Origin of the sequence: Acinetobacter sp. AOR43_HL (genome assembly GCF_027854635.1) — a bacterium.
Classification (GTDB): Bacteria; Pseudomonadota; Gammaproteobacteria; order Pseudomonadales; family Moraxellaceae; genus Acinetobacter; species Acinetobacter pittii.
Genome location: NZ_JAKTHX010000029.1, coordinates 557,707 through 576,602, shown reverse-complemented (window position 1 = coordinate 576,602; position 18,896 = coordinate 557,707). Strand labels below are relative to the sequence as shown.

The window sequence follows — 18,896 nt, the reverse complement described above, 5'->3', positions numbered from 1 at the left end:
TAAAAAAATTGGGTTTGTAGACCACCCCTAGCTAAGATATTGTTCGATAATTGTGTTTTTTGTCCAAATTTTAATATTTCGAACATATTTACTTACTTGGGTGTTTCATCAAACATTCATACTAAAAGCGTATTTTTTTATCCGTCTTAATTGATCAAATGATAAAAAAATGAAAAATTTAACAATACTTTTTAAAGTAACAACACTTTCTCTGGCTGTAGCATTATTGGCGGGATGTAATGACGATGATGATAATGACACAGCACCACCTGCCCAAAAAAGCAATCAAACCGTAAATATTTTAGCTTTTAATGACTTTCACGGAAATCTTGAGCCACCTAAGCGTTATGTCGAGGCACCAAATCCAAATGATGCTGCTCAATCTGTTCGTATTCCTGTAGGAGGAGTGAGTTACTTCGCCGATGCGATTAAAAAACTTAAAACAGAAAATCCAAATAATGCTGTGGTTTCGGCAGGCGATTTAATTAGCGCTTCTCCTCTCACCTCTTCTTTATTTTTAGATGAACCAACCATTGAAGTCATGAATGATATTCAAATTGACTTTAATGCTGTGGGTAACCATGAATTTGATCGGGGTACAGACGAATTACGCCGTTTAAAAAATGGTGGATGTCAGCAATATACCAGCACTGCACCTTGTCAAATTAATAAAAATTTTAGTGGTGCAAAATTTGATTTCCTTGCTGCTAACGTAGCAATGAAAAATGACACCAGTAAAACGATCTTCCCAGCCTATAAAGTCAAAACTTATGGCGGAATTCCAGTCGCATTTATTGGTTTAACTCTTAAAGCGACGCCAAGTATTGTTTCTGCGGCAGGCATTAAAGATGTTGAGTTCCGTGATGAAGCAGATACGGTAAATGCCCTGATTCCTGAATTAAAAAAACAAGGAATTGAAGCGATTGTAGTCGTTGTCCATGAAGGTGCAGCGCCAAGTACGAAGCTCAATCAAAAAACATGTGATGGTTTAAGTGGTCCGATTTTAGGAATTTTGGATAAGCTTAATCCAGCAGTTGATATTGTTGTTTCAGGTCACACACATCAATCTTATATTTGTGACTATGCAACAAAAAATCCGGCTAAACCATTCTTACTTACTTCAGCTGGACAATATGGCACGCTTATTACTGACATCAAGATTGAATTAGATGGTAAAACTGGTGATGTAATTAAAAAAGATGCGAAACAGGTTCCTGTACAAAGTGAAGCATATACGTCTGGTACAACCACAGTAAGTCTTACAGATCTCTATCAAAAATTTAGTAAAACCCCAAGCATTGAAGCAATTTTAGATAAATACCGCCAAGCTGTGACCACCATTTCAAGTCGTGTGGTTGGTACATCTACTGCAGTTGTGAGCCGTACTCAAGTCGAAAGTGGTGAAAGTCCGCTAGGTATTATGATTGCAGATGCTCAGCAAGCGGCTGCCTTAAAAGCAAGTAATCAAGGCTCAGACTTTACGCTAATGAATCCAGGTGGTGTGCGTGCGGATCTACTCATTAATAGTAGTAACCAGATTACCTTTGGCGATGTTTTTGCAGTTCAACCTTTCGGTAACTCTATTGTGACTTTGAGCTTAACCGGTAAACAGATTAGAGATGTGCTTGAACAGCAATGGTCTGGTGCAAATGCAAATTCACCTAGAATTTTACAGCCATCTAAAGAGTTGAGTTACCAATATGCAGCAAATACATCTGTTTCACCACGAGCAAGTAACATCATAGTTGCTGGTTCTCCGTTAGTTGACACTAAAGTGTATCGCGTGACGGTAAATAGCTTCTTGGCAGATGGTGGTGACAACTTTACGGTATTAAAAGAAGGCCAAAACCGTGTCGGTGGTGGTCAAGATATTGATGCGCTTGAAAACTATGTTGCTGAAAACTCTAAAGATTCACCTTTAACTATTCCAGCTACAACTCGAATTAAAGTTATCAAGTAACTGATTTAATAACAATAAAGGACAGTATGATGCTGTCCTTTATTTTTTATGGCAGTTTAAAAGATTTTTATTCGGTATATAGATTGAGCTCAACACTACTGATATCGACTCCGGTATTTGCAAAAATAATATCAGTAACCTCATGAAGTAATTCTTTAACTTTGTCATGTTCAAAGTTCAAGGCTTCAGAGGTTTTGAGCGAAATGAGGTTACAACTCATCTTGTCTTTTCTAAGCTTATAAATACTTTTGCTTTTTCCTAGAAATACTCTTTTGATGAGTTTACGGTTTTCAAATTCTGACAAGATTCGATAAATCGTTCCTAGCGTTATTTTATGTTCATTTTTAATTTGCGTATAAATACTCACAGCACTTAAGCCTTGTGGATTTTGATTTAAAATTTCAAAAACCTGTATTCTCGATTTTTTTATTGGTAGTCCATTTAATAATGATTTTGAAGTTGCTGTCATGATTAATTAACCTTAATGTTGAAAAAATATAGAAATTTTTTAAAATTATTTTGTCTATACTTACTTGAAAATTATGGAAATGATTTGATGTATAAATCAGAGCTTATTACCCTATAAATAAGCTTTGATCTGTTTATAAGATTCTGAATAATTTAATATTATTCCTAACTCACTATCTACATGTACGCCCTTGGCGAATAAAAGAATTCTTGAGCTGAACCATATTGCGACCCTCTTCATTAAGTCATTTTTCGACCTTATTCTATATAATGATTAACACATGATAAATATTATCATTTGTGTTTAGCGGTGTATCATATACATATAAGTTTTAATATTCAATATTAAGTAATTATCAAATACATAATGATAACTATTATATATTACTAAATAAGTATTCATTTCCACCCATATAAAAAGCAGATCGATGATCTGCTTTTTATATTTTAAGTAGAATAAGTTAAATGACTATTATGCTAGGGATAGTGCATCTTGTTCTTGCATCCATGCATGAATCACTTGTTGTGTTGTCATGACTTGAGCACATCGTGTACTAGCATATTTTAACGCCATATCGTGCTCTTCTCGGCTAAAGTCAGCTAGTGCATCACCACATAAGAATGGTTGGATGTTTAGCATAAAAGCTTCAGCAGCACTCATAAGACAACCAATATGTGCATATACCCCGCAGATAATCAGTTGATCGCGACCAGACTCCCGCATGAGTTGTTCGAGAGGTGAAAATTTAAAAACACTATATCTCCACTTGGTAAGCACCGTATCATTTTTTTGAGGTGAAATTTTTGGCAAAATCTGCGTAAAGCTCGGCTCGTTCTTTAAACCAGGTCCCCAAAAATCAGTTAATAACTGTCGATGTTCAGGTGATTGATTACCCGGTTGTGCTGTATAAACAACGGGAATATTAGATTGATGAGCAGCATCAATTAATGCTTTGGTGTTTTTAAGGAGTTCTGGAATAGGTTCTTGAGTTAAGTCATAGAAATCTAAAAAGTATTGCTGCATATCATGAACTAATAAAACAGCTCGATTGGTATTCAATAACCAATTTGTTTTGTTGGGAGTAAATTCATGGGCTTGGGGCATACTATAACTTGCAATCTTTGGAATACTCATTAGTATTTTCCTTTTCTATCTTTCAAAATATTTTTAATTTCAGATGGTTGTTGTGCTGAAGTAATCTTTAGACCCCAAGTGTAGCTCCCCCATCTACCACTATTTCTTGCATCGTAATTTGGGCCGCTCGGTCCGAAAGTAAAAAGCTCACGGTATTGGCAATATCATCTGGTTGCGCGAGTTTTCTTAAGGGAATACCTGTTCGGTACTGACTCAAATCACCATCAATTACTGCAGGTGGAGGTGTATTATCAGTCCATAGTTGTTGCTGCATTTGAGTGAGAGTAGATCCAGGTGAAACAATATTTAGCCTGACTTGATAAGGTGCAATTTCAAGTGCCAGATTGCGACAAAAATGACTCAGTGCAGCCTTAGTGGTGGCGTACATACCAAGTTGCATACGCGGCATACGCGCACTATTTGAACTAATAGTGACAATGCTACCCCGCCTTTTTGCACAAAAATGTTTAGCAACTTGTTGGCTAATCGCAATAGGTGCCATGACATTGACCGCAAAAAGTGTTTCCCAATCTTCCGTTTTGGCTTCAAGCATGGAGCGCATAATTAATACTCCTGCTGCATTTACTAACCCCGTAATTTCGTATCTTTCTAAAAGCTCTGAAATTAAAGTTTGTGTTTCTTGTCGATGGGTAATGTCTTGTGAGATGCCTTGCCATTGTGAAGTTTGATCTGGCGTTATTGTTTTGTTGATATCCCATTGTTTAGGATTTTCTTGTCGGTCAATACCAATAACATGATAGCCCTGATCTAGTAGTTGCTTGGCAATAGCTGCTCCTATCCCTCTTGCAGCACCTGTGACCACGATGGTAGAGCGCATGTGGATACTCCAATTTATATTATAAAGAAATCTATAAATATAATTGCAAATAATTATCATTCTTATCAAGAGCAAATTAAGATAAAAGATTAATTTATGATCTCAGACAAATGAGCTTTAGCTTAAAATTTTAAATTAAATTGTTGTTTTATATTCGTTTTATTAAATTAGAAGGTCAGAAATATTTTATTGTTAATAATCATTTTCAATAAGGCAGGTTTTGATTTATTCGGCTAAAATCAGATTTATGGTTTATCAAACCTAGTAACTTTTTAGGGTTCAATCTCCAGCAGGCTCAGAATGAGTTCTAGATAACTCGGACTCTCATAAGTTTGGAAATGTGTATAAAAAATGAAAAATTATAGAATCCACATTGTTTCAGTCAGTTGTTTAATCTCTTGAATATCATGACTCACATAAATCATTGGAATTTTTATTTCCTCTTTTACTTTCTGAAAAAAAGGAATAATTTCAGCTTTATGATTCGCATCTAATGCTGATAAAGGCTCATCTAGAAGTAACAGTTTAGGTGAATATAACAATGCTCGACCTAGTGCCACGCGCTGTTTTTCCCCTCCTGAGAGTTTAATGGGCATACGTTGTAATAAGTGCCCTAACTTTAATAACTCAATAATATAATCTGCTTCAAAGTGACGTTCTTGTTGGGAAAGATGCTTAAGACCAAATAATAAGTTTTGCTTTACCGTTTTATGCGGAAAAAGCTGAGCATCTTGAAAAACCAATCCAACATGTCGCTTTTGGGTGCTCAAATTAATGTTTTGATCTGAATCAAACCATGTTTGATCCTGTATTTTAATGAGTCCATTACGCGGAGTATTCAGGCCTGCAATGGCATGTAAAATCGATGTTTTACCTGAACCCGATGCACCGAATAAGCCAATAACAGCAGCATCTGACTGGAAACTAGGTTCAATATGAAATTGGCCCATTTGTAGCTCAAAACGGCAATCAATCAACATAATTTTACCGCCCTAAGCGCTTCTTTTGATAACGATGAAACCACTGTGCAAACCATAGCGCTAAAAAAGCCACACTCAACGATAAAACAATAAGCCGTTGAATAGCGGCCTCGGTATCGGGTTGTTGCATTAAGCTATACATGGCTAGAGGCAAAGTCCGTGTTTCATTTGCAATATTACCTACAAAGGTAATGGTGGCCCCAAACTCACCTAAACTACGGCAAAAACATAAAATAGCACCAACTAAAATGCCACTGCTGGCAAGAGGTAAAGTGACATGAAAAAATGCCCCTAAAGATGAAGCTCCTAATGTCTTTGCTGCCATTTCTAAACGCTGATCGACCAATTCAATTGCTAGTCGAATAGATTGCACCAGTAGCGGGAAACCCATCACTGCCGAAGCAAGAACAGCGCCTTTCCAGTTAAATGCAAAATCAATTCCGAGCGGTGCCAAATATTGTCCAATAATGCCGCGACTGCCAAATACCTGTAATAGCAAATAACCAGGCACCACTGGCGGTAACACCAAAGGTAAAAACACCAATGTTTCAATAAACGACTTACCCCAAAACTCTTTACGTGCCAGAAACCATCCCACACAAATTGCAGGAATAATACTGACCACAAGACAACTTGCTGCAACCTTACAAGAAAGTTGTAGTACGCTGAGCTCTTCTGCGGTTAAAGAAAACATCATGGTTTTGCTGGAGCCAACACGCTAAAGCCATATTTTTTAAAAACAGCTTTGGCTTGATTGCTTTGTAAAAACTGATAGAACTTTGCTGAGTTTGAGTTCTTTTTAATCAACCCTACAGGATAAATAATTGGCGAATGTGTAATTTCTGGAAATATGCCAGCTACTTTCACGTCTTTGCTAATTGCTGCATCGGTTGCATAAACAATCCCAACCTGACATTCACCATGTGCAACAAAGTTTAAAGCAGCACGAACATCTTCTGTTTCGACTAGTTTTGGCTCAATACGGTTCCACCAACCTAAATTGGTAAAAGCTTGTTTAGCATATTTGCCTACAGGCACACTTTTGGTATCCCCTGTACAAATCTTGCCTTTAAACACTTTGTTTGGATCATTGGTTTTATCTAATTTTATGTTGAATGACTGCCCTTTAGGGGTAATTAGAACCAGACGGTTGCCTAATAGATTTATACGGTCATTTGTTGCAACTAATTTTTTATTTTGCAGATAATCCATCCACTGGGTATCTGCTGAAATAAAAATATCTGCTGGCGCACCTGCTTCAATTTGTTTCGCTAAAGTCGATGATCCTGCATACGAAGTTTTAATTTCTACTTTATTCTGTTTTTCGTAAATTTTTTCTAAATCATTAATTGCATTGGTTAAACTTGCTGCTGCATAAACAGTAACTGATTCAGCCTTGGCTGGAACATTAAAGACCAATCCTATGCTGAGCATTGAACAAGCTAAAGCCAATTTTTTTATCTTCGTATCACTTACCATTATTTTTACCTTTTTGTCGTTTTTGCAGCGATATATACCCAAGAATATAGCGCTACATAAAGATTATGAAAAGTATAATTCGTCAAATATAGATGATCGGAATGAAGGTAAATAGCGCAATTTGTATTTAGAACTTCATTTTGGTGCACTCGGTAGTGCGAACTAACCATTTAAGAACACTATATAAAACTTATTTTCTTTTAAATTTTAGTGAATAATTTAATTGGTTTTATGGTTATCCCTATGCCAAAAAACACATAGAGATAACCATAAAGATCAGTCGTTTATGCCAGCTACTTTTTTAGATACGCAATAAAAAACGCCTATCCCAAACCATCTTTTACGATAGTGCAGAATAGACGCCATTGTCTGTGTAACTAAAATTGCAGCAGTGCTTTTTCAGCACGTAATTTGAATTAAGCAAAAGCTATACCAAATTAAAAGATTTCATGCCTAAACAATCTTTTATCTTAACCTTTTAAATGGCTACTCATAATTTGATAATCATGTTCTAAGGCTTGTCGAGCATTGATTTCCATTTGGCGGTAATGCTCTAAGACTTTCTGGCCCAAAGCTGTAACGGCTGCCCCACCACCATGTGTTCCGCCCGTTTGAGTTTCCACCAAAGCTGTTTCAAAGCATTGATTCATGGTGTCGACTAACTGCCATGCACGGCGGTAGCTCATATTCATAGATTTTGCAGCTTGTGAGATCGAACCAGTTCTTTCAATTGCTTCAAGTAAATCTGCTTTACCCGGACCAAATGCGATGTTTTGCTCTAAAAGAATTCTAATTTGTAATTTTAAGTTTTGTTCTTTCATAGACTTAGTTCACAAAATTTCATTTTATGCTCCTTAACATTATAAGGAACTTTGATAGGTTAAAACACATACAAATTTAAATCTATACTCTTTCCTAAAAAGAGTTCGATCAAAAAATCAAAACTGCACAAAGTGGATAAAGATCTGGAAAAAACGGATAGAGGCAAAGGCTTAATCGCGGTTCAATCAGTTAAAAGCTGATTGATTGGAGGATTGAGCAATGACCTCATCTAATTTAAAACAATGGAATGATTTTATAGATGGATGTATCGACTTCCGTCCTAACGATGGCGTGTTTCGTATTGCACGTAATATGTTTACCGAGCCTGAACTATTTGACTTGGAAATGGAACTTATTTTTGAAAAGGTTTGGATTTATGCATGCCACGAAAGTGAGATTCCAAATAATCATGATTTCCTAACCGTTCAAATTGGTCGTCAACCGATTATTGTAAGCCGTGATGGAAAAGGTGAACTACATGCCATGGTCAATGCTTGTGAACACCGCGGTGCGACCCTAACACGCGTTGCTAAAGGCAATCAATCTACATTTACTTGTCCATTCCACGCATGGTGCTATAAGTCAGATGGCCGTTTAGTTAAAGTAAAAGCACCTGGTGAATACTGTGAAGATTTTGATAAATCAAGCCGAGGCTTAAAACAAGGCCGTATTGCCAGCTATCGTGGATTTGTATTTGTAAGTCTTGATACTCAAGCAACAGATTCTCTTGAAGACTTTTTAGGTGATGCAAAACTGTTTCTTGATTTAATGGTTAACCAGTCACCAACAGGTGAACTCGAAGTACTACAAGGCAAATCATCTTATACCTTTGCAGGTAATTGGAAACTACAAAATGAAAATGGTCTAGATGGTTACCATGTCAGCACTGTTCACTATAACTATGTCTCTACAGTTCAACATCGTCAACAAGTCAATGCATCAAAAGGTGAAGAACTCGATACGCTTGACTATAGCAAGTTGGGTGCGGGTGACTCAGAAACTGACGATGGCTGGTTTAGTTTTAAGAATGGCCATAGCGTATTATTTAGTGACATGCCGAACCCAACTGTTCGTCCGGGTTACAGCACGGTTATGCCATATATGGTCGAGAAATATGGCGACAAATATGCTGAATGGGCAATGCATCGTTTAAGAAACTTAAACTTGTACCCTAGTCTATTCTTTATGGACCAAATTAGTTCACAGCTTCGTATCGTTCGCCCTGTGGCATGGAATAAAACTGAAGTCATTAGCCAGTGTATTGGTGTTAAAGGTGAATCTGCAGAAGCACGCCGTAACCGTATTCGCCAGTTCGAGGATTTCTTTAACGTGTCCGGCCTTGGTACGCCAGACGATTTAGTCGAATTCCGTGAGCAACAAAAAGGTTTCCAAGCACGTCTTGAACGTTGGAGTGATATTTCTCGCGGTTGTCAGTCTTGGGAATACGGTGCAACCAAAAACTCACAAGATTTAGGCATTCAACCCGTCATTACTGGCCGTGAGTTTACTCATGAAGGACTCTATGTAAACCAGCATGGACATTGGCAACGTCTCATGCTCGACGGCTTAAACAAGAAATCCTTGAAAATGCAGGATATTACTTTTGAAAACAATACCGTAATGGATGAGGTGTAACCATGTCACAAGAACTAAATTTTGCTGTATCTCAGTTTTTGTACAAAAAAGCAGAACTTTGTGATGCTTATGACTGGGATGCCTATCTAGATCTTTACGATGAAGATAGTGAATATCATATTCCACAGTGGATTGATGATCATAACTATGTTCAAGATCCAAATCAGGGCTTGTCTTATATCTATTATGCGGACCGTACAGGCCTTGAAGACCGTGTATTCCGTATTCGTACAGGTAAAGCAGCTTCTGCAACTCCGTTACCACGTACTTTGCACAGCATAAACAACATCCGAGTTAAAACATTGGATGATGGATTAATTGAAGCAAAAGTTGCATGGCAAACGCTTTATAACCGTCAAAGTTTAGAAGGCTGTTTTTACGGACACGCAACCTATCTTTTACGCCAAACAGCAGATGGTTTCCGCATTCGTCGTCAGCACAGCATTTTGCTGAATGACAAAATTGATTCCGTTTTAGACTTCTATCACGTTTAAGGGGAATGAAAATGGGACATTCAGTTGCACTTAATTTTGCCGATGGCAAAACCTTTTTCATTTCGGTAAATAACAACGAATTGTTGCTTGATGCAGCAGTTCGCCAAGGAATTAACCTACCGTTAGACTGCCGCGAAGGTGTTTGTGGTACCTGTCAGGGACAGTGTGAAACTGGTATTTATGAACAAGAATATGTCGATGAAGATGCATTAAGTGAACGTGATTTGGCTGAGCGAAAAATGTTAGCTTGCCAGACGCGTGTAAAATCCGATGCAGCTTTTTATTTCGATCATGATTCTGCTATTTGTAACGCTGGTGATACTTTAAAAATTGAAACCCAAGTGACTGCGGTTGAGCTGGTTTCTGAAACGACAGCAATCTTACACCTTGATGCAAGCAGTCATACTGAACAACTTCAGTTTTTACCGGGTCAATATGCTCGTTTGCAAATACCGAATACTGAAGATTGGCGTTCTTATTCTTTTGCAAATAGACCAAATACAACCAATCAATTGCAATTTTTAATTCGTCTATTGCCAGACGGTGTGATGAGCAATTACCTGCGTGACCGTTGTCAGGTTGGACAAAGCCTACTTATTGAAGCGCCGCTTGGTAGTTTCTACTTACGTGAAGTAGAACGACCACTGGTTTTTGTGGCGGGTGGAACAGGTTTATCAGCTTTCTTGGGAATGCTAGATAACTTGGTGGATCAACCGAACTCACCTGCCGTTCAGTTGTATTACGGCGTAAATAATGAAACCGATTTATGTGAACAACAACGTTTACATGCCTATGCAGAACAGCTTCCAAACTTTAGTTATCATCCGATTGTGACTAAAGCAACCGAAGCTTGGCAAGGTAAAGCAGGCTATATCCATGAGCACTTAAATAAAGATCAACTGGCCGAGCAGGATTTTGATATGTATTTATGTGGTCCACCGCCAATGATTGAAGCCGTGAAAAATTGGTTAGATGAACAATCTTTGCAAAACTATCGTATTTATAGCGAGAAGTTTTTACAGAGCAATACATCACGTTGAAGTATAAATAATTTAAAAACCACTAAACCTGAAATCATTCAATATACTCTTATAAAGGGTATATTGAATTTTTGCATTTAAATCAAAAGTTTTTATATATCAATAGTATAAAATAATTAATTCCGACAAAATAAATTGACCAGCTCACTCGGATTTGCTATAAATTTTGATAGATCTTAAGGAATAAGATCATGATGAGATTAACTTATAGCACCTTTTATATCCCCCTATTCTATTTCTCGAATGTATTAAATTGATGGACAAAATCCAAAGTAAAAATTTGAGAAAATCATATTAATTAGCGGATAAATTGGTCTGTATTTTGCTTATATCTCATAGTAATTTGCGAGTAACTTAATTTTTTTAAGTGCCGTATTTACGTGTTGCAAAGCTAAGGTTTCACATATTTTGCACAGTAAATACAGGAGTGAGCCAAAAGGGATAAATATGAACCAAGCCAACTCCCACGAACTCAATGGACGTCATTTTCAAAATGAGTCGATCTTTACTGTTCATAATTTGGTGTTTGATCACCACGATTTAAGCGAAACTTGCCGAAATGTGGGGCAAATTTTTAAACCGCATGATCTTAAAATCTCTCATCAGAAGCGAGATTTCAGTGCAACCATGCACCATGTTAAAACAGGCGCACTGTCTATTAGCCGCTTGGAATATGGCGCGGATGTCATTATTGAACCAGATCACCTTGATAACTTTTACCTAATTCAAATTCCAACTCAGGGCTATGCAGAAATCGAGTTTGGTTCACAAAAGTTTATTTCTTATTCTCAAGTTGCATCTCTTATTTCTCCTCAGCAATCTTTACGTATGCGCTGGCATGCGAACTCACCACAGCTCATTCTAAAAGTTTCAAAGGATGATTTTACTTACCATTGCCGTCAGCACATTGCCGATTCAGAAAATAACTTACTCGTTTTCGACCCAAAATTAGACTTTGCTACACAAAGTGGAGCCTACTTTTTACAGCTCGTTAGAACATTAATGGATGCTTTAGCATGTGAGCAACATCCACTCCATCATCCTTTAGCTTTTAAACAATTTGAGTCAAATTTGTTTAATGCGCTCATTTATGGTCAACCCAATAACGCATTACATAAGCTTGATCATTATAAAGAAAAAACAGTCTCTCCTTATTTCGTGAAGCGTACAGAAGCTTATATAAAAGAACATTTACATGAGCCGCTTAATGTCGAAATTTTGGCTGAACATGCAGGCGTGAGCGTGAGAACGCTATTTACCGGTTTTAAAAATTATTTGGGGACAACCCCAATGTCTTATTTAAAAGAGTTACGCTTTGAGCAAGCCCATTTAGAGCTGATGCACAATGAAAATCTATCTGTCACTGACGTTGCATTTAAATGGGGATTTACTCACTTAGGCCGTTTTTCTCAAGAATATAAACGCCGTTATGGTGAATTACCTTCTTCTACCCGCCGTTCTGGTCAAAATGAAGGCTCAGGCTTAATTACTTCAATTTTTTCTTAAAACAAATATAGAAAAGCCTTTTATATTGATTGATATAAAAGGCTTTTTTTATAGTTTAAAAATGATGAACATAACGAACTTGCAGTCGTGTTCCCTCTGCGCGGTTTTCAGCATCTTGCTCAAAATAAGCATTTGCAACTAAATGGTCATTTTTAGAAAAACTATACATCGCACCGGGGCCAATAGCCCACACTTGTTCACGTCGACCTTTGACTTTTTCACCATCAACTTCGGTGTCCGTGAATTGTTTTAGCCAATAACCATTTAGTCCTAAGCGGAACTGTTCAGTAATGGCATAGTCTGTTGCGAAGTTTGCATGAATTGCTTGACCAGCTTGCATATCATTTGCTCCAGCAAAAGCATAGCTTGGGTCATCATTTTTAAAGTTATAGAGGTAATGGATACGCGTTGAAGCTGTCCATTTTGGATTAAACCAATATGTGGCAGCCCAATAAGGATCAAATGAAACAGCGTTATTACTTGGATTAATATCTTTTTGCTGGTCGTATTCCCCAGTAGGTAAATTGACCTGAAACTCAAAACGATGTACAAACTTCGGCCCTTGCGCGCCCATGACTGGATCGAACTGAATAAAAGGTCCGATCATAATGTCCCCAAAGCCACTTTGGGCCTTAATAGCAGCATTATTTAAGCCATCATCCATGTCCATTTTGCTGACAGAAGGAATTAAAAAATTTATGCCTAGACTGGCTTTATCTTTTACTCGGACATTCGATAAATAACTAATCTGCTCAACCAGTACTTGATAATTTAAATCTGTTTTAGGTAAACCGAGTTTTTGTCCATTGGAATCGACCAGTTTATTGCTATCGTAATTTTGAAAATAGGTTTGAGCATACCAGCCAGGCCCTGCGGGTAATCCGCCATCGAGAAAGCTGGTCATGCCTAAATTTACGGTCGGTAAATCATAGGCATGTGTAACCAATGGCAAACCCAACAATGTCCCTGCTAAAAAGCCATGTTTAATTAAAGTGCTTTTCATCTTCTTATTTCCTATAAAAAAATCACGACCGGATTGATCGTGATTATGGTGAATTAATGTGCTAATTCTGGATGTTCTGCGGCAATCCGATACTTTCCTGCGTGGAATACCAATGGTTCACCTTGGCGTTGTTGGTATTGTTCAATTTGACCAATAAAAATCAGGTGATCACCGCCTTCATACTGATTTACATTACGGCAAACCAAGGTTGCGAGTGCATCAGTCAAAATTGGAACACCAGCATTGCATTGTTGATGGGCAATGCCTGCAAATTTGTCTTCAGCACCTCGAGCAAAATGCCCCGAAAGCTGATGATGCTCTTGTGCCAACATGTGAATGGCAAAATATTCAGCTTCTACAAAATCAGGCAAACTTGGCGCGGTTTTTGAAAGACTCCACAAAACTAATGGCGGATCTAAAGACAGAGATGAAAATGAGTTGGCTGTCATGCCTATTTTCCGACCATCTTTACCACGAGTTGTAATTACGGTAACGCCAGTTGCAAACTGTCCAAGCAAGTTACGGATTTCTCTCGGGTTTTCAGCATTAATGGCTTGTAAAGCTAAAGTTTCAATTGTGTCCATTTTAAAATCTCCCTTTGATATTTTGACCTTAAGCGACTTTTGCTGCGGTTTTTGAGACCAAGAATGCTTGAGCTTGATCTGCATCAAACCACCAAGGGGCAAAAGCGCGAGGGTCATCAAAGTTATTGGCCATAATTAAAGCAATGCTTTGGTTTTGGCTTGCAGCTGCTAATAGTTCAACAACATGCGGTTGTGGCGGTACGAGCAAGCTATTGGTCCAAGCCACGACTTTTTCTGCATAAGCCCAATAGCGTTCAAAAGTTTGAACCATCCATTGTTCGCTAAAGCTTTGATTATCATTGGCTAAAATGGCATCGAAATAGATCTTGCTACACTTAGCCGCATTGTTTGAGCCTTGGCCGGTAATTGGATCATTGACCACTAAGGCATCTGCCATGCCAAAAATTTTCTTGCCAGACGGTAAGGTTAAGACGGGTTTGCGTACTGTCGGTGGGAAACGTCCTGCTAAATATGCACCAGCATCGGTTAACTCAACATTTGTGCAACGTTCATATTCCCAAGGCACAAATTTCTTGAGTAAATCCAAACTGCATTGCAGGTGCTGTTCGGGTGTTTTGACATCTTGCCAGCAGTCCATTGGACCGTTTGGAATACCTTCAAACACCATGATGTCGCAAGGACCATTAACGGTAAGTGCTGGAAATGAAAAGTATTCGCCGACTTCAGGAATAATGTTAAAAGTCACACGTGAATAAGGTGAAATTGGCTTCATGTTTTTGACGTAGGTCAAAGCCAAAGCGCGTTGAGGCTTATCAAAAACACTGCGCACATCATCACGTTCAAACTGTTTAACGACTTCACCTTTACCAGCCGCAAGTAATACAAGCTCATAGTCGTTTGCGAGTTGTTCTAACTCTTCTATACCCACATCTTGAATCACTAATCGACCGCCGCGGCGTTCAAATTCTTCCATCCAATATGGCATTTTGACGCGTTGATCGACCGATTGAGCGTAACGCTCAAGACGAGCACTCCATTCAAATGCTTTACCACCATTTTCAGGATTGACTAAAGCTAGCCCAATACCTTCTACCGCTGGACATTGTTCTTCCCAAAAATTTAGTCCCAAGTCACGTTCAGTTTGTAAAGCGGTATGAAACATACACTGGCTTGACATGACTTTACCTTGGCGGATTTCATCGGCAGTTCGGTTGGTGATCATGGTTACGTCGTAACCTGTATCTAATAAGCCTAAACCAAGCTGTAAACCAGACTGTCCTGCTCCAACAATTGCAATACGGCGCATAATCTTCTCCATAATTTTCTAAATGTGCTTTAAAACGCTGTGCTATTCGGCTAAACGTGGAATAGCGGGCTGTGATCCTTCAGGGCCCATCACTGAATATCCGCCATCGACCGCATAATCTGCTCCGGTGACAAAACTCGCAGCAGGTGACAATAAAAACAAAACAACATTGGCGACTTCTTCGGGATGACCCAATCGGCCTAGTAAGTGATAATCGGCTGCCACGCTATCGGCCTTTTCGCGGTTATTACCGCTGACTTCTGCAATGACACGAGACCATGTCCAACCCGGTGAAACTGAGTTGACGCGAATACCATCGGCAGCAAAATCCATTGCCATGCTTTGTGTGAGTTGACGTATCGCGGCTTTAGAAACCGGATATAACCAGCGTCCTGTTTGCGCCACTTTGGCCGAGATTGAAGTAAAATTAACGATTGAACCTTGTTGCTTTTTTAAGTCATTGTATAAAGCACGGCTCAACTCAACGGTAGAGACCAAATTAATATCAAGTGCTTGTAACCAATCCTGACGTGAAGATTTAAAACCGTCATCTAAGTAGGTACATGCCAAATTCACCAAGTAACTCACTTCACCTAAATGTTGGTGAATATCTATCACAGCTTGTTGAATAGCCGCATCGCTGGTTAAATCGGTTTGAATAAACATCACATCATGGTTAAAGCTTTCTGCAATCGCCTTACCTTTGGCATCAATATCTAAGATAGCGACATGAGCACCTGCACTCACCAAGGCTTGTACAACAGCTTTACCAATCAGGGTTGCACCGCCGCTCAACACAGCAACTTTTCCTTTTAAATCTATATTCATTGCAGATCCTCCTTAACTAACTGGCTTGCCTTCACTACTTGACCAAGATGGCATCAACGTATTGGAAGGAAGATCTTCATCAAGAAGTTTTCGCGCTGTCTCGACACCTGCAACTGGTAAGCCTGTTGGGTCTAATAAACCAATTTGAACGAGCACCGATGCTTGGTCCCAGTAAATATGTTCATGACACAGCTTTGAACCTCTGAACTGAATTACACCTAACATTGGGATTTCGACGTATTTACCAGTTGGTTTTACACCCGGTAATAACCAGTCAATTTCAGCGTCGTGTGTAAAGCTCATAATGAACTCGTCTACCACTTGCGTTGAGCCAACCGTACGAGAGATCGAAGTGATCTTCATATCTTTCGGGTTTTGATGCACAAAGTGATATTGATAAAAACGGGCAAGCTGGCTTTGGCCTACACCGCCAGTTAAGGTTGGAATATGGTTGACATAAGGTTCAGCAACCATCGTTGCCATGGTAGCTGGTACGTCACGCGTATCGAACTCATGCCGAATATGCTCTTCCCATAGTGCAACTAGGTCATATTTCGGCCCAATCGTTTCATGTAGAGCTGTTACTGTACGTTCATGGGCAAAGCGCGCTGAAGGTTTGTGGTAATGGTTGCTTTTTGGTCGTGCAAAAGCATGATCAACACCTTCATAAACATAAGCTTGTACATTTGAATATTGGTTAACTGCATCGACAATCGCTTGCCTCGCATCTGGCGGTGTAAATTGGTCCAGTTCTGCAATATGTAAAACCAAACGCCCCTTTACGTTGGCTAACTCATCTAAGGCTTTTTCAATGCCTACACCGTAATAACCTATGGCACATGCCACTTCCGAAAGTCGACAGCCTGAAAGATACGCAAGCTTTCCACCTAAACAATAGCCCACTACGCCGAGACCTGTAGAGGTATCACATTCTGGTTGTGTCTTTAAAAAAGCTAAGCTGTCCTGAATATCTTCAACACCGAGGTTTTCATCATATTGCTGATAAAGTTCAAAAGCTTTTTGAAAATCTTCTGGTGTATAACCGAGTTCAATATTAGGTGCTACACGCCAAAATAGATCAGGAACCAAAACGGTATAGCCTTCTTCTGCAAGAAATTCTGCTTTTTCTCGCATGGCTGCATTAACCCCAAAGATTTCCTGACAAAGCACAACTCCAGGTCCTTTTCCTGTTTCTGGTGTTGCTAGATATGCACTGAACTGCTTTCCAGATGCTGTTTTAATTTGAACGGTTTGACCAGCCATAGTGTCAACTCCTGACATTGTTATGGCTTTATCTTCTATCCGAATTTTTTTTTAGACTGTCCAAAAGCTGCAAGCACTATCCAATCTCTGCGCAATTATCAAAATCAATCAAACTGGATAAAAAATTAAAAACAAAGAAACACCTATATTTCAAAACTTTAAATTAAAAATGGAAATGAATGCTTTTTATCTAATTTGGAAAAAATGGATGAAGATTAGGACTTATTGGATAGTGACGATTGGCTAAAAATAGTTCAATCAAGTCATGTAATTCGTTTGATTACATAAAAAAAGCCCAGTCATTTTCTAAATTAAGGCGTTTATTTATGCATCGACCATGGCCAATTTATGGACAACAAAAAACGTTAATGCTCATCAATATTTTATGTTGCAGTGCATTTTCTACTCAGGCTTATTCAGCGGATGAAGAATGGAAATTTACATTAAAAAATGCATATATAGACAGAAACTATGACAATCCAGATGTAAAAGACACAGGTAGTTGGTCACAATCAGTTTCTCTATTTTACAACTCAAATATGCATGATACGCCGTTAGAAATTGGAGGAACCCCGATTCAAATTGGCGCAAATGCTTCAGCACAATATGCGGTTCGTTTAAGCCAAGATAAACATGTTGCAGATACGGTATTACCTTTTGATAAAGCGACGCAGTCCCAAGCACCCGATTATCTAAAATATGGTGCGACCTTAAAGTTAGGATATAACAAGACGCTACTCAGCATTGGTGAATTATGGCTGGATTTACCCGTAACCACTGTAGATGCAAGCCGACAACTACTGACGTCTTATTGGGGAACTAATCTTAAGAGCCAGCTAAACGACAAACTTTTTGCTGAAATTGGCCGTATTGAAAAAGTATCACCGCGAAATGAAGAAGATTTCCATCGATTTTCTTTTACTTCAAAAGGTGTGACTGGCTACTCCGACGGACTTAACTACATAGATCTGCGCTATCAATTTACGCCTACATTGAAGGGTGAATATTACTTTGGGAATATGGAGGATTTATATAACAAACACTATGTCGGCATTGACCATCTATGGAAAAATTCTAATTTTTCAGTTAATTCAAAATTCAAATATTTCAATGCTAAAGATAATGGAAATCTTTTTGACATCGACGCACAAAACGTAGGGTTATTAGAAACGCTTAAAGTAAAAAATCACAGCTTTAGTGTGGGTTATCAGCAAATTATTGGTGAGTCTGCTTACCCGTTACCAGATGGCTTCTTGCCTGAAACTTATTTCATTAACTGGAACACGACTGGTTTCTTCAAACAAGATGAAAAGTCTTATCACTTCATCTATGGCTATGACTTTAAAGATCATGTGCCTGGTTTAAATACCACTTTCAAATATGTATATGGCGATCACTTTAAGACAGCAGATGGCTTAAAAAATAAAGAAAGTGAATCCAACGTTATCATCAATTATGCCCTTCAACAGCCTTTTCTCAAAGGTTTAGCCCTTCAGTACATCTTCATCAATTACGACGTTAAGCATGGAAACGATTTCTCTGAAAACCGTTTCTTCGTCAATTACAGCAAAAAATTTTAATGAATAAGGAATAC

General features: G+C 38.5%; 18 protein-coding genes. 6 read left to right on the top strand and 12 right to left on the bottom strand.

The genetic code is table 11. The features are described 5' to 3' along the window. The first annotated feature begins 169 nt into the window (after window positions 1–169). Window positions 170–1,960 carry a bifunctional metallophosphatase/5'-nucleotidase gene (locus tag MKL33_RS14630; protein WP_270907246.1) on the top strand — a complete coding sequence of 597 codons (1,791 nt, stop codon included), beginning with the start codon at window positions 170–172 and terminating at the stop codon, window positions 1,958–1,960. A gap of 67 nt (window positions 1,961–2,027) precedes the next feature. Here MKL33_RS14630 and MKL33_RS14625 read toward each other — a convergent pair whose 3' ends face one another. The 7 genes from MKL33_RS14625 to MKL33_RS14595 all read right to left on the bottom strand — a co-directional run bounded on the left by MKL33_RS14625 (window position 2,028) and on the right by MKL33_RS14595 (window position 7,681). Further along, window positions 2,028–2,429: a transcriptional repressor gene (locus MKL33_RS14625; RefSeq protein ID WP_005069251.1), complete on the bottom strand. Its 402-nt coding sequence runs from the start codon at window positions 2,427–2,429 to the stop codon at window positions 2,028–2,030. 471 nt (window positions 2,430–2,900) lie between these two features. Beyond that, window positions 2,901–3,563 carry an isochorismatase family protein gene (locus MKL33_RS14620; RefSeq protein ID WP_270907245.1) on the bottom strand — a complete coding sequence of 221 codons (663 nt, stop codon included), beginning with the start codon at window positions 3,561–3,563 and terminating at the stop codon, window positions 2,901–2,903. Between the two features lie 67 nt (window positions 3,564–3,630). Next, window positions 3,631–4,401 carry an SDR family oxidoreductase gene (locus MKL33_RS14615; protein WP_270907244.1) on the bottom strand — a complete coding sequence of 257 codons (771 nt, stop codon included), beginning with the start codon at window positions 4,399–4,401 and terminating at the stop codon, window positions 3,631–3,633. 359 nt (window positions 4,402–4,760) lie between these two features. Next, the gene (locus MKL33_RS14610; RefSeq protein ID WP_002113565.1) at window positions 4,761–5,381 is read right to left on the bottom strand and encodes an ATP-binding cassette domain-containing protein; all 621 of its coding nucleotides are present in this window, start codon (window positions 5,379–5,381) and stop codon (window positions 4,761–4,763) included. Window positions 5,382–5,385: 4 nt separating this feature from the next. After that, window positions 5,386–6,078 carry a molybdate ABC transporter permease subunit gene (gene modB / locus MKL33_RS14605; RefSeq protein WP_141315473.1) on the bottom strand — a complete coding sequence of 231 codons (693 nt, stop codon included), beginning with the start codon at window positions 6,076–6,078 and terminating at the stop codon, window positions 5,386–5,388. Beyond that, the gene (gene modA / locus MKL33_RS14600; RefSeq protein ID WP_141315471.1) at window positions 6,075–6,860 is read right to left on the bottom strand and encodes a molybdate ABC transporter substrate-binding protein; all 786 of its coding nucleotides are present in this window, start codon (window positions 6,858–6,860) and stop codon (window positions 6,075–6,077) included. Before modA ends, modB begins: the two co-directional genes overlap by 4 nt. 470 nt (window positions 6,861–7,330) lie before the next feature. After that, window positions 7,331–7,681, bottom strand: coding sequence for a winged helix-turn-helix domain-containing protein (locus tag MKL33_RS14595; RefSeq protein ID WP_270907243.1), 351 nt, complete (start codon window positions 7,679–7,681; stop codon window positions 7,331–7,333). A 220-nt stretch (window positions 7,682–7,901) separates the two neighbouring features. Here MKL33_RS14595 and antA point away from each other — a divergent pair, with 220 nt between their 5' ends. The 4 genes from antA to MKL33_RS14575 all read left to right on the top strand — a co-directional run bounded on the left by antA (window position 7,902) and on the right by MKL33_RS14575 (window position 12,357). Continuing rightward, complete coding sequence (gene antA, locus MKL33_RS14590) at window positions 7,902–9,317, top strand: anthranilate 1,2-dioxygenase large subunit (RefSeq protein ID WP_270907242.1); 1,416 nt, start codon at window positions 7,902–7,904, stop codon at window positions 9,315–9,317. Window positions 9,318–9,319: 2 nt separating this feature from the next. After that, window positions 9,320–9,811: an anthranilate 1,2-dioxygenase small subunit gene (antB, locus tag MKL33_RS14585; RefSeq protein WP_270907241.1), complete on the top strand. Its 492-nt coding sequence runs from the start codon at window positions 9,320–9,322 to the stop codon at window positions 9,809–9,811. A 5-nt stretch (window positions 9,812–9,816) separates the two neighbouring features. Beyond that, window positions 9,817–10,851, top strand: a complete 1,035-nt coding sequence (antC, locus tag MKL33_RS14580) for an anthranilate 1,2-dioxygenase electron transfer component AntC (RefSeq protein ID WP_270907240.1) — start codon at window positions 9,817–9,819, stop codon at window positions 10,849–10,851. 447 nt (window positions 10,852–11,298) lie between these two features. Continuing rightward, window positions 11,299–12,357: an AraC family transcriptional regulator gene (locus MKL33_RS14575; RefSeq protein ID WP_270907239.1), complete on the top strand. Its 1,059-nt coding sequence runs from the start codon at window positions 11,299–11,301 to the stop codon at window positions 12,355–12,357. 55 nt (window positions 12,358–12,412) lie between these two features. On the opposite strand, the gene MKL33_RS14570 is transcribed toward MKL33_RS14575, so the two are convergent. The 5 genes from MKL33_RS14570 to MKL33_RS14550 are packed head-to-tail and all read right to left on the bottom strand — an operon-like array spanning window position 12,413 to window position 17,302. After that, window positions 12,413–13,360, bottom strand: a complete 948-nt coding sequence (locus tag MKL33_RS14570; RefSeq protein WP_270907238.1) for a SphA family protein — start codon at window positions 13,358–13,360, stop codon at window positions 12,413–12,415. Window positions 13,361–13,413: 53 nt separating this feature from the next. After that, window positions 13,414–13,944, bottom strand: a complete 531-nt coding sequence (locus MKL33_RS14565; RefSeq protein WP_151283145.1) for a flavin reductase family protein — start codon at window positions 13,942–13,944, stop codon at window positions 13,414–13,416. Window positions 13,945–13,972: 28 nt separating this feature from the next. Next, on the bottom strand, window positions 13,973–15,211 hold the full coding sequence (locus MKL33_RS14560; protein ID WP_270907237.1) for a styrene monooxygenase/indole monooxygenase family protein: 1,239 nt from the start codon (window positions 15,209–15,211) through the stop codon (window positions 13,973–13,975). Window positions 15,212–15,253: 42 nt separating this feature from the next. Next, window positions 15,254–16,039 carry an SDR family oxidoreductase gene (locus MKL33_RS14555; RefSeq protein ID WP_270907236.1) on the bottom strand — a complete coding sequence of 262 codons (786 nt, stop codon included), beginning with the start codon at window positions 16,037–16,039 and terminating at the stop codon, window positions 15,254–15,256. 12 nt (window positions 16,040–16,051) lie between these two features. Further along, the gene (locus MKL33_RS14550; protein WP_270907235.1) at window positions 16,052–17,302 is read right to left on the bottom strand and encodes a dienelactone hydrolase family protein; all 1,251 of its coding nucleotides are present in this window, start codon (window positions 17,300–17,302) and stop codon (window positions 16,052–16,054) included. Window positions 17,303–17,670: 368 nt separating this feature from the next. On the opposite strand from MKL33_RS14550, the gene MKL33_RS14545 reads away from it, so the two are divergent. Next, a complete protein-coding gene (locus tag MKL33_RS14545; RefSeq protein WP_394899659.1) occupies window positions 17,671–18,882 on the top strand; it encodes an OprD family outer membrane porin in 1,212 nt (403 codons plus the stop codon). Window positions 18,883–18,896: the final 14 nt, after the last annotated feature.

What these genes read in the sequence shown, in the direction of transcription:
- MKL33_RS14630 (WP_270907246.1), top strand. Translation starts at nt 170, where the DNA reads ATGAAAAATTTAACAATACTTTTTAAAGTAACAACACTTTCTCTGGCT.
- MKL33_RS14625 (WP_005069251.1), bottom strand. Translation starts at nt 2,429, where the DNA reads ATGACAGCAACTTCAAAATCATTATTAAATGGACTACCAATAAAAAAA.
- MKL33_RS14620 (WP_270907245.1), bottom strand. Translation starts at nt 3,563, where the DNA reads ATGAGTATTCCAAAGATTGCAAGTTATAGTATGCCCCAAGCCCATGAA.
- MKL33_RS14615 (WP_270907244.1), bottom strand. Translation starts at nt 4,401, where the DNA reads ATGCGCTCTACCATCGTGGTCACAGGTGCTGCAAGAGGGATAGGAGCA.
- MKL33_RS14610 (WP_002113565.1), bottom strand. Translation starts at nt 5,381, where the DNA reads ATGTTGATTGATTGCCGTTTTGAGCTACAAATGGGCCAATTTCATATT.
- modB (WP_141315473.1), bottom strand. Translation starts at nt 6,078, where the DNA reads ATGATGTTTTCTTTAACCGCAGAAGAGCTCAGCGTACTACAACTTTCT.
- modA (WP_141315471.1), bottom strand. Translation starts at nt 6,860, where the DNA reads ATGGTAAGTGATACGAAGATAAAAAAATTGGCTTTAGCTTGTTCAATG.
- MKL33_RS14595 (WP_270907243.1), bottom strand. Translation starts at nt 7,681, where the DNA reads ATGAAAGAACAAAACTTAAAATTACAAATTAGAATTCTTTTAGAGCAA.
- antA (WP_270907242.1), top strand. Translation starts at nt 7,902, where the DNA reads ATGACCTCATCTAATTTAAAACAATGGAATGATTTTATAGATGGATGT.
- antB (WP_270907241.1), top strand. Translation starts at nt 9,320, where the DNA reads ATGTCACAAGAACTAAATTTTGCTGTATCTCAGTTTTTGTACAAAAAA.
- antC (WP_270907240.1), top strand. Translation starts at nt 9,817, where the DNA reads ATGAAAATGGGACATTCAGTTGCACTTAATTTTGCCGATGGCAAAACC.
- MKL33_RS14575 (WP_270907239.1), top strand. Translation starts at nt 11,299, where the DNA reads ATGAACCAAGCCAACTCCCACGAACTCAATGGACGTCATTTTCAAAAT.
- MKL33_RS14570 (WP_270907238.1), bottom strand. Translation starts at nt 13,360, where the DNA reads ATGAAAAGCACTTTAATTAAACATGGCTTTTTAGCAGGGACATTGTTG.
- MKL33_RS14565 (WP_151283145.1), bottom strand. Translation starts at nt 13,944, where the DNA reads ATGGACACAATTGAAACTTTAGCTTTACAAGCCATTAATGCTGAAAAC.
- MKL33_RS14560 (WP_270907237.1), bottom strand. Translation starts at nt 15,211, where the DNA reads ATGCGCCGTATTGCAATTGTTGGAGCAGGACAGTCTGGTTTACAGCTT.
- MKL33_RS14555 (WP_270907236.1), bottom strand. Translation starts at nt 16,039, where the DNA reads ATGAATATAGATTTAAAAGGAAAAGTTGCTGTGTTGAGCGGCGGTGCA.
- MKL33_RS14550 (WP_270907235.1), bottom strand. Translation starts at nt 17,302, where the DNA reads ATGGCTGGTCAAACCGTTCAAATTAAAACAGCATCTGGAAAGCAGTTC.
- MKL33_RS14545 (WP_394899659.1), top strand. Translation starts at nt 17,671, where the DNA reads ATGCTCATCAATATTTTATGTTGCAGTGCATTTTCTACTCAGGCTTAT.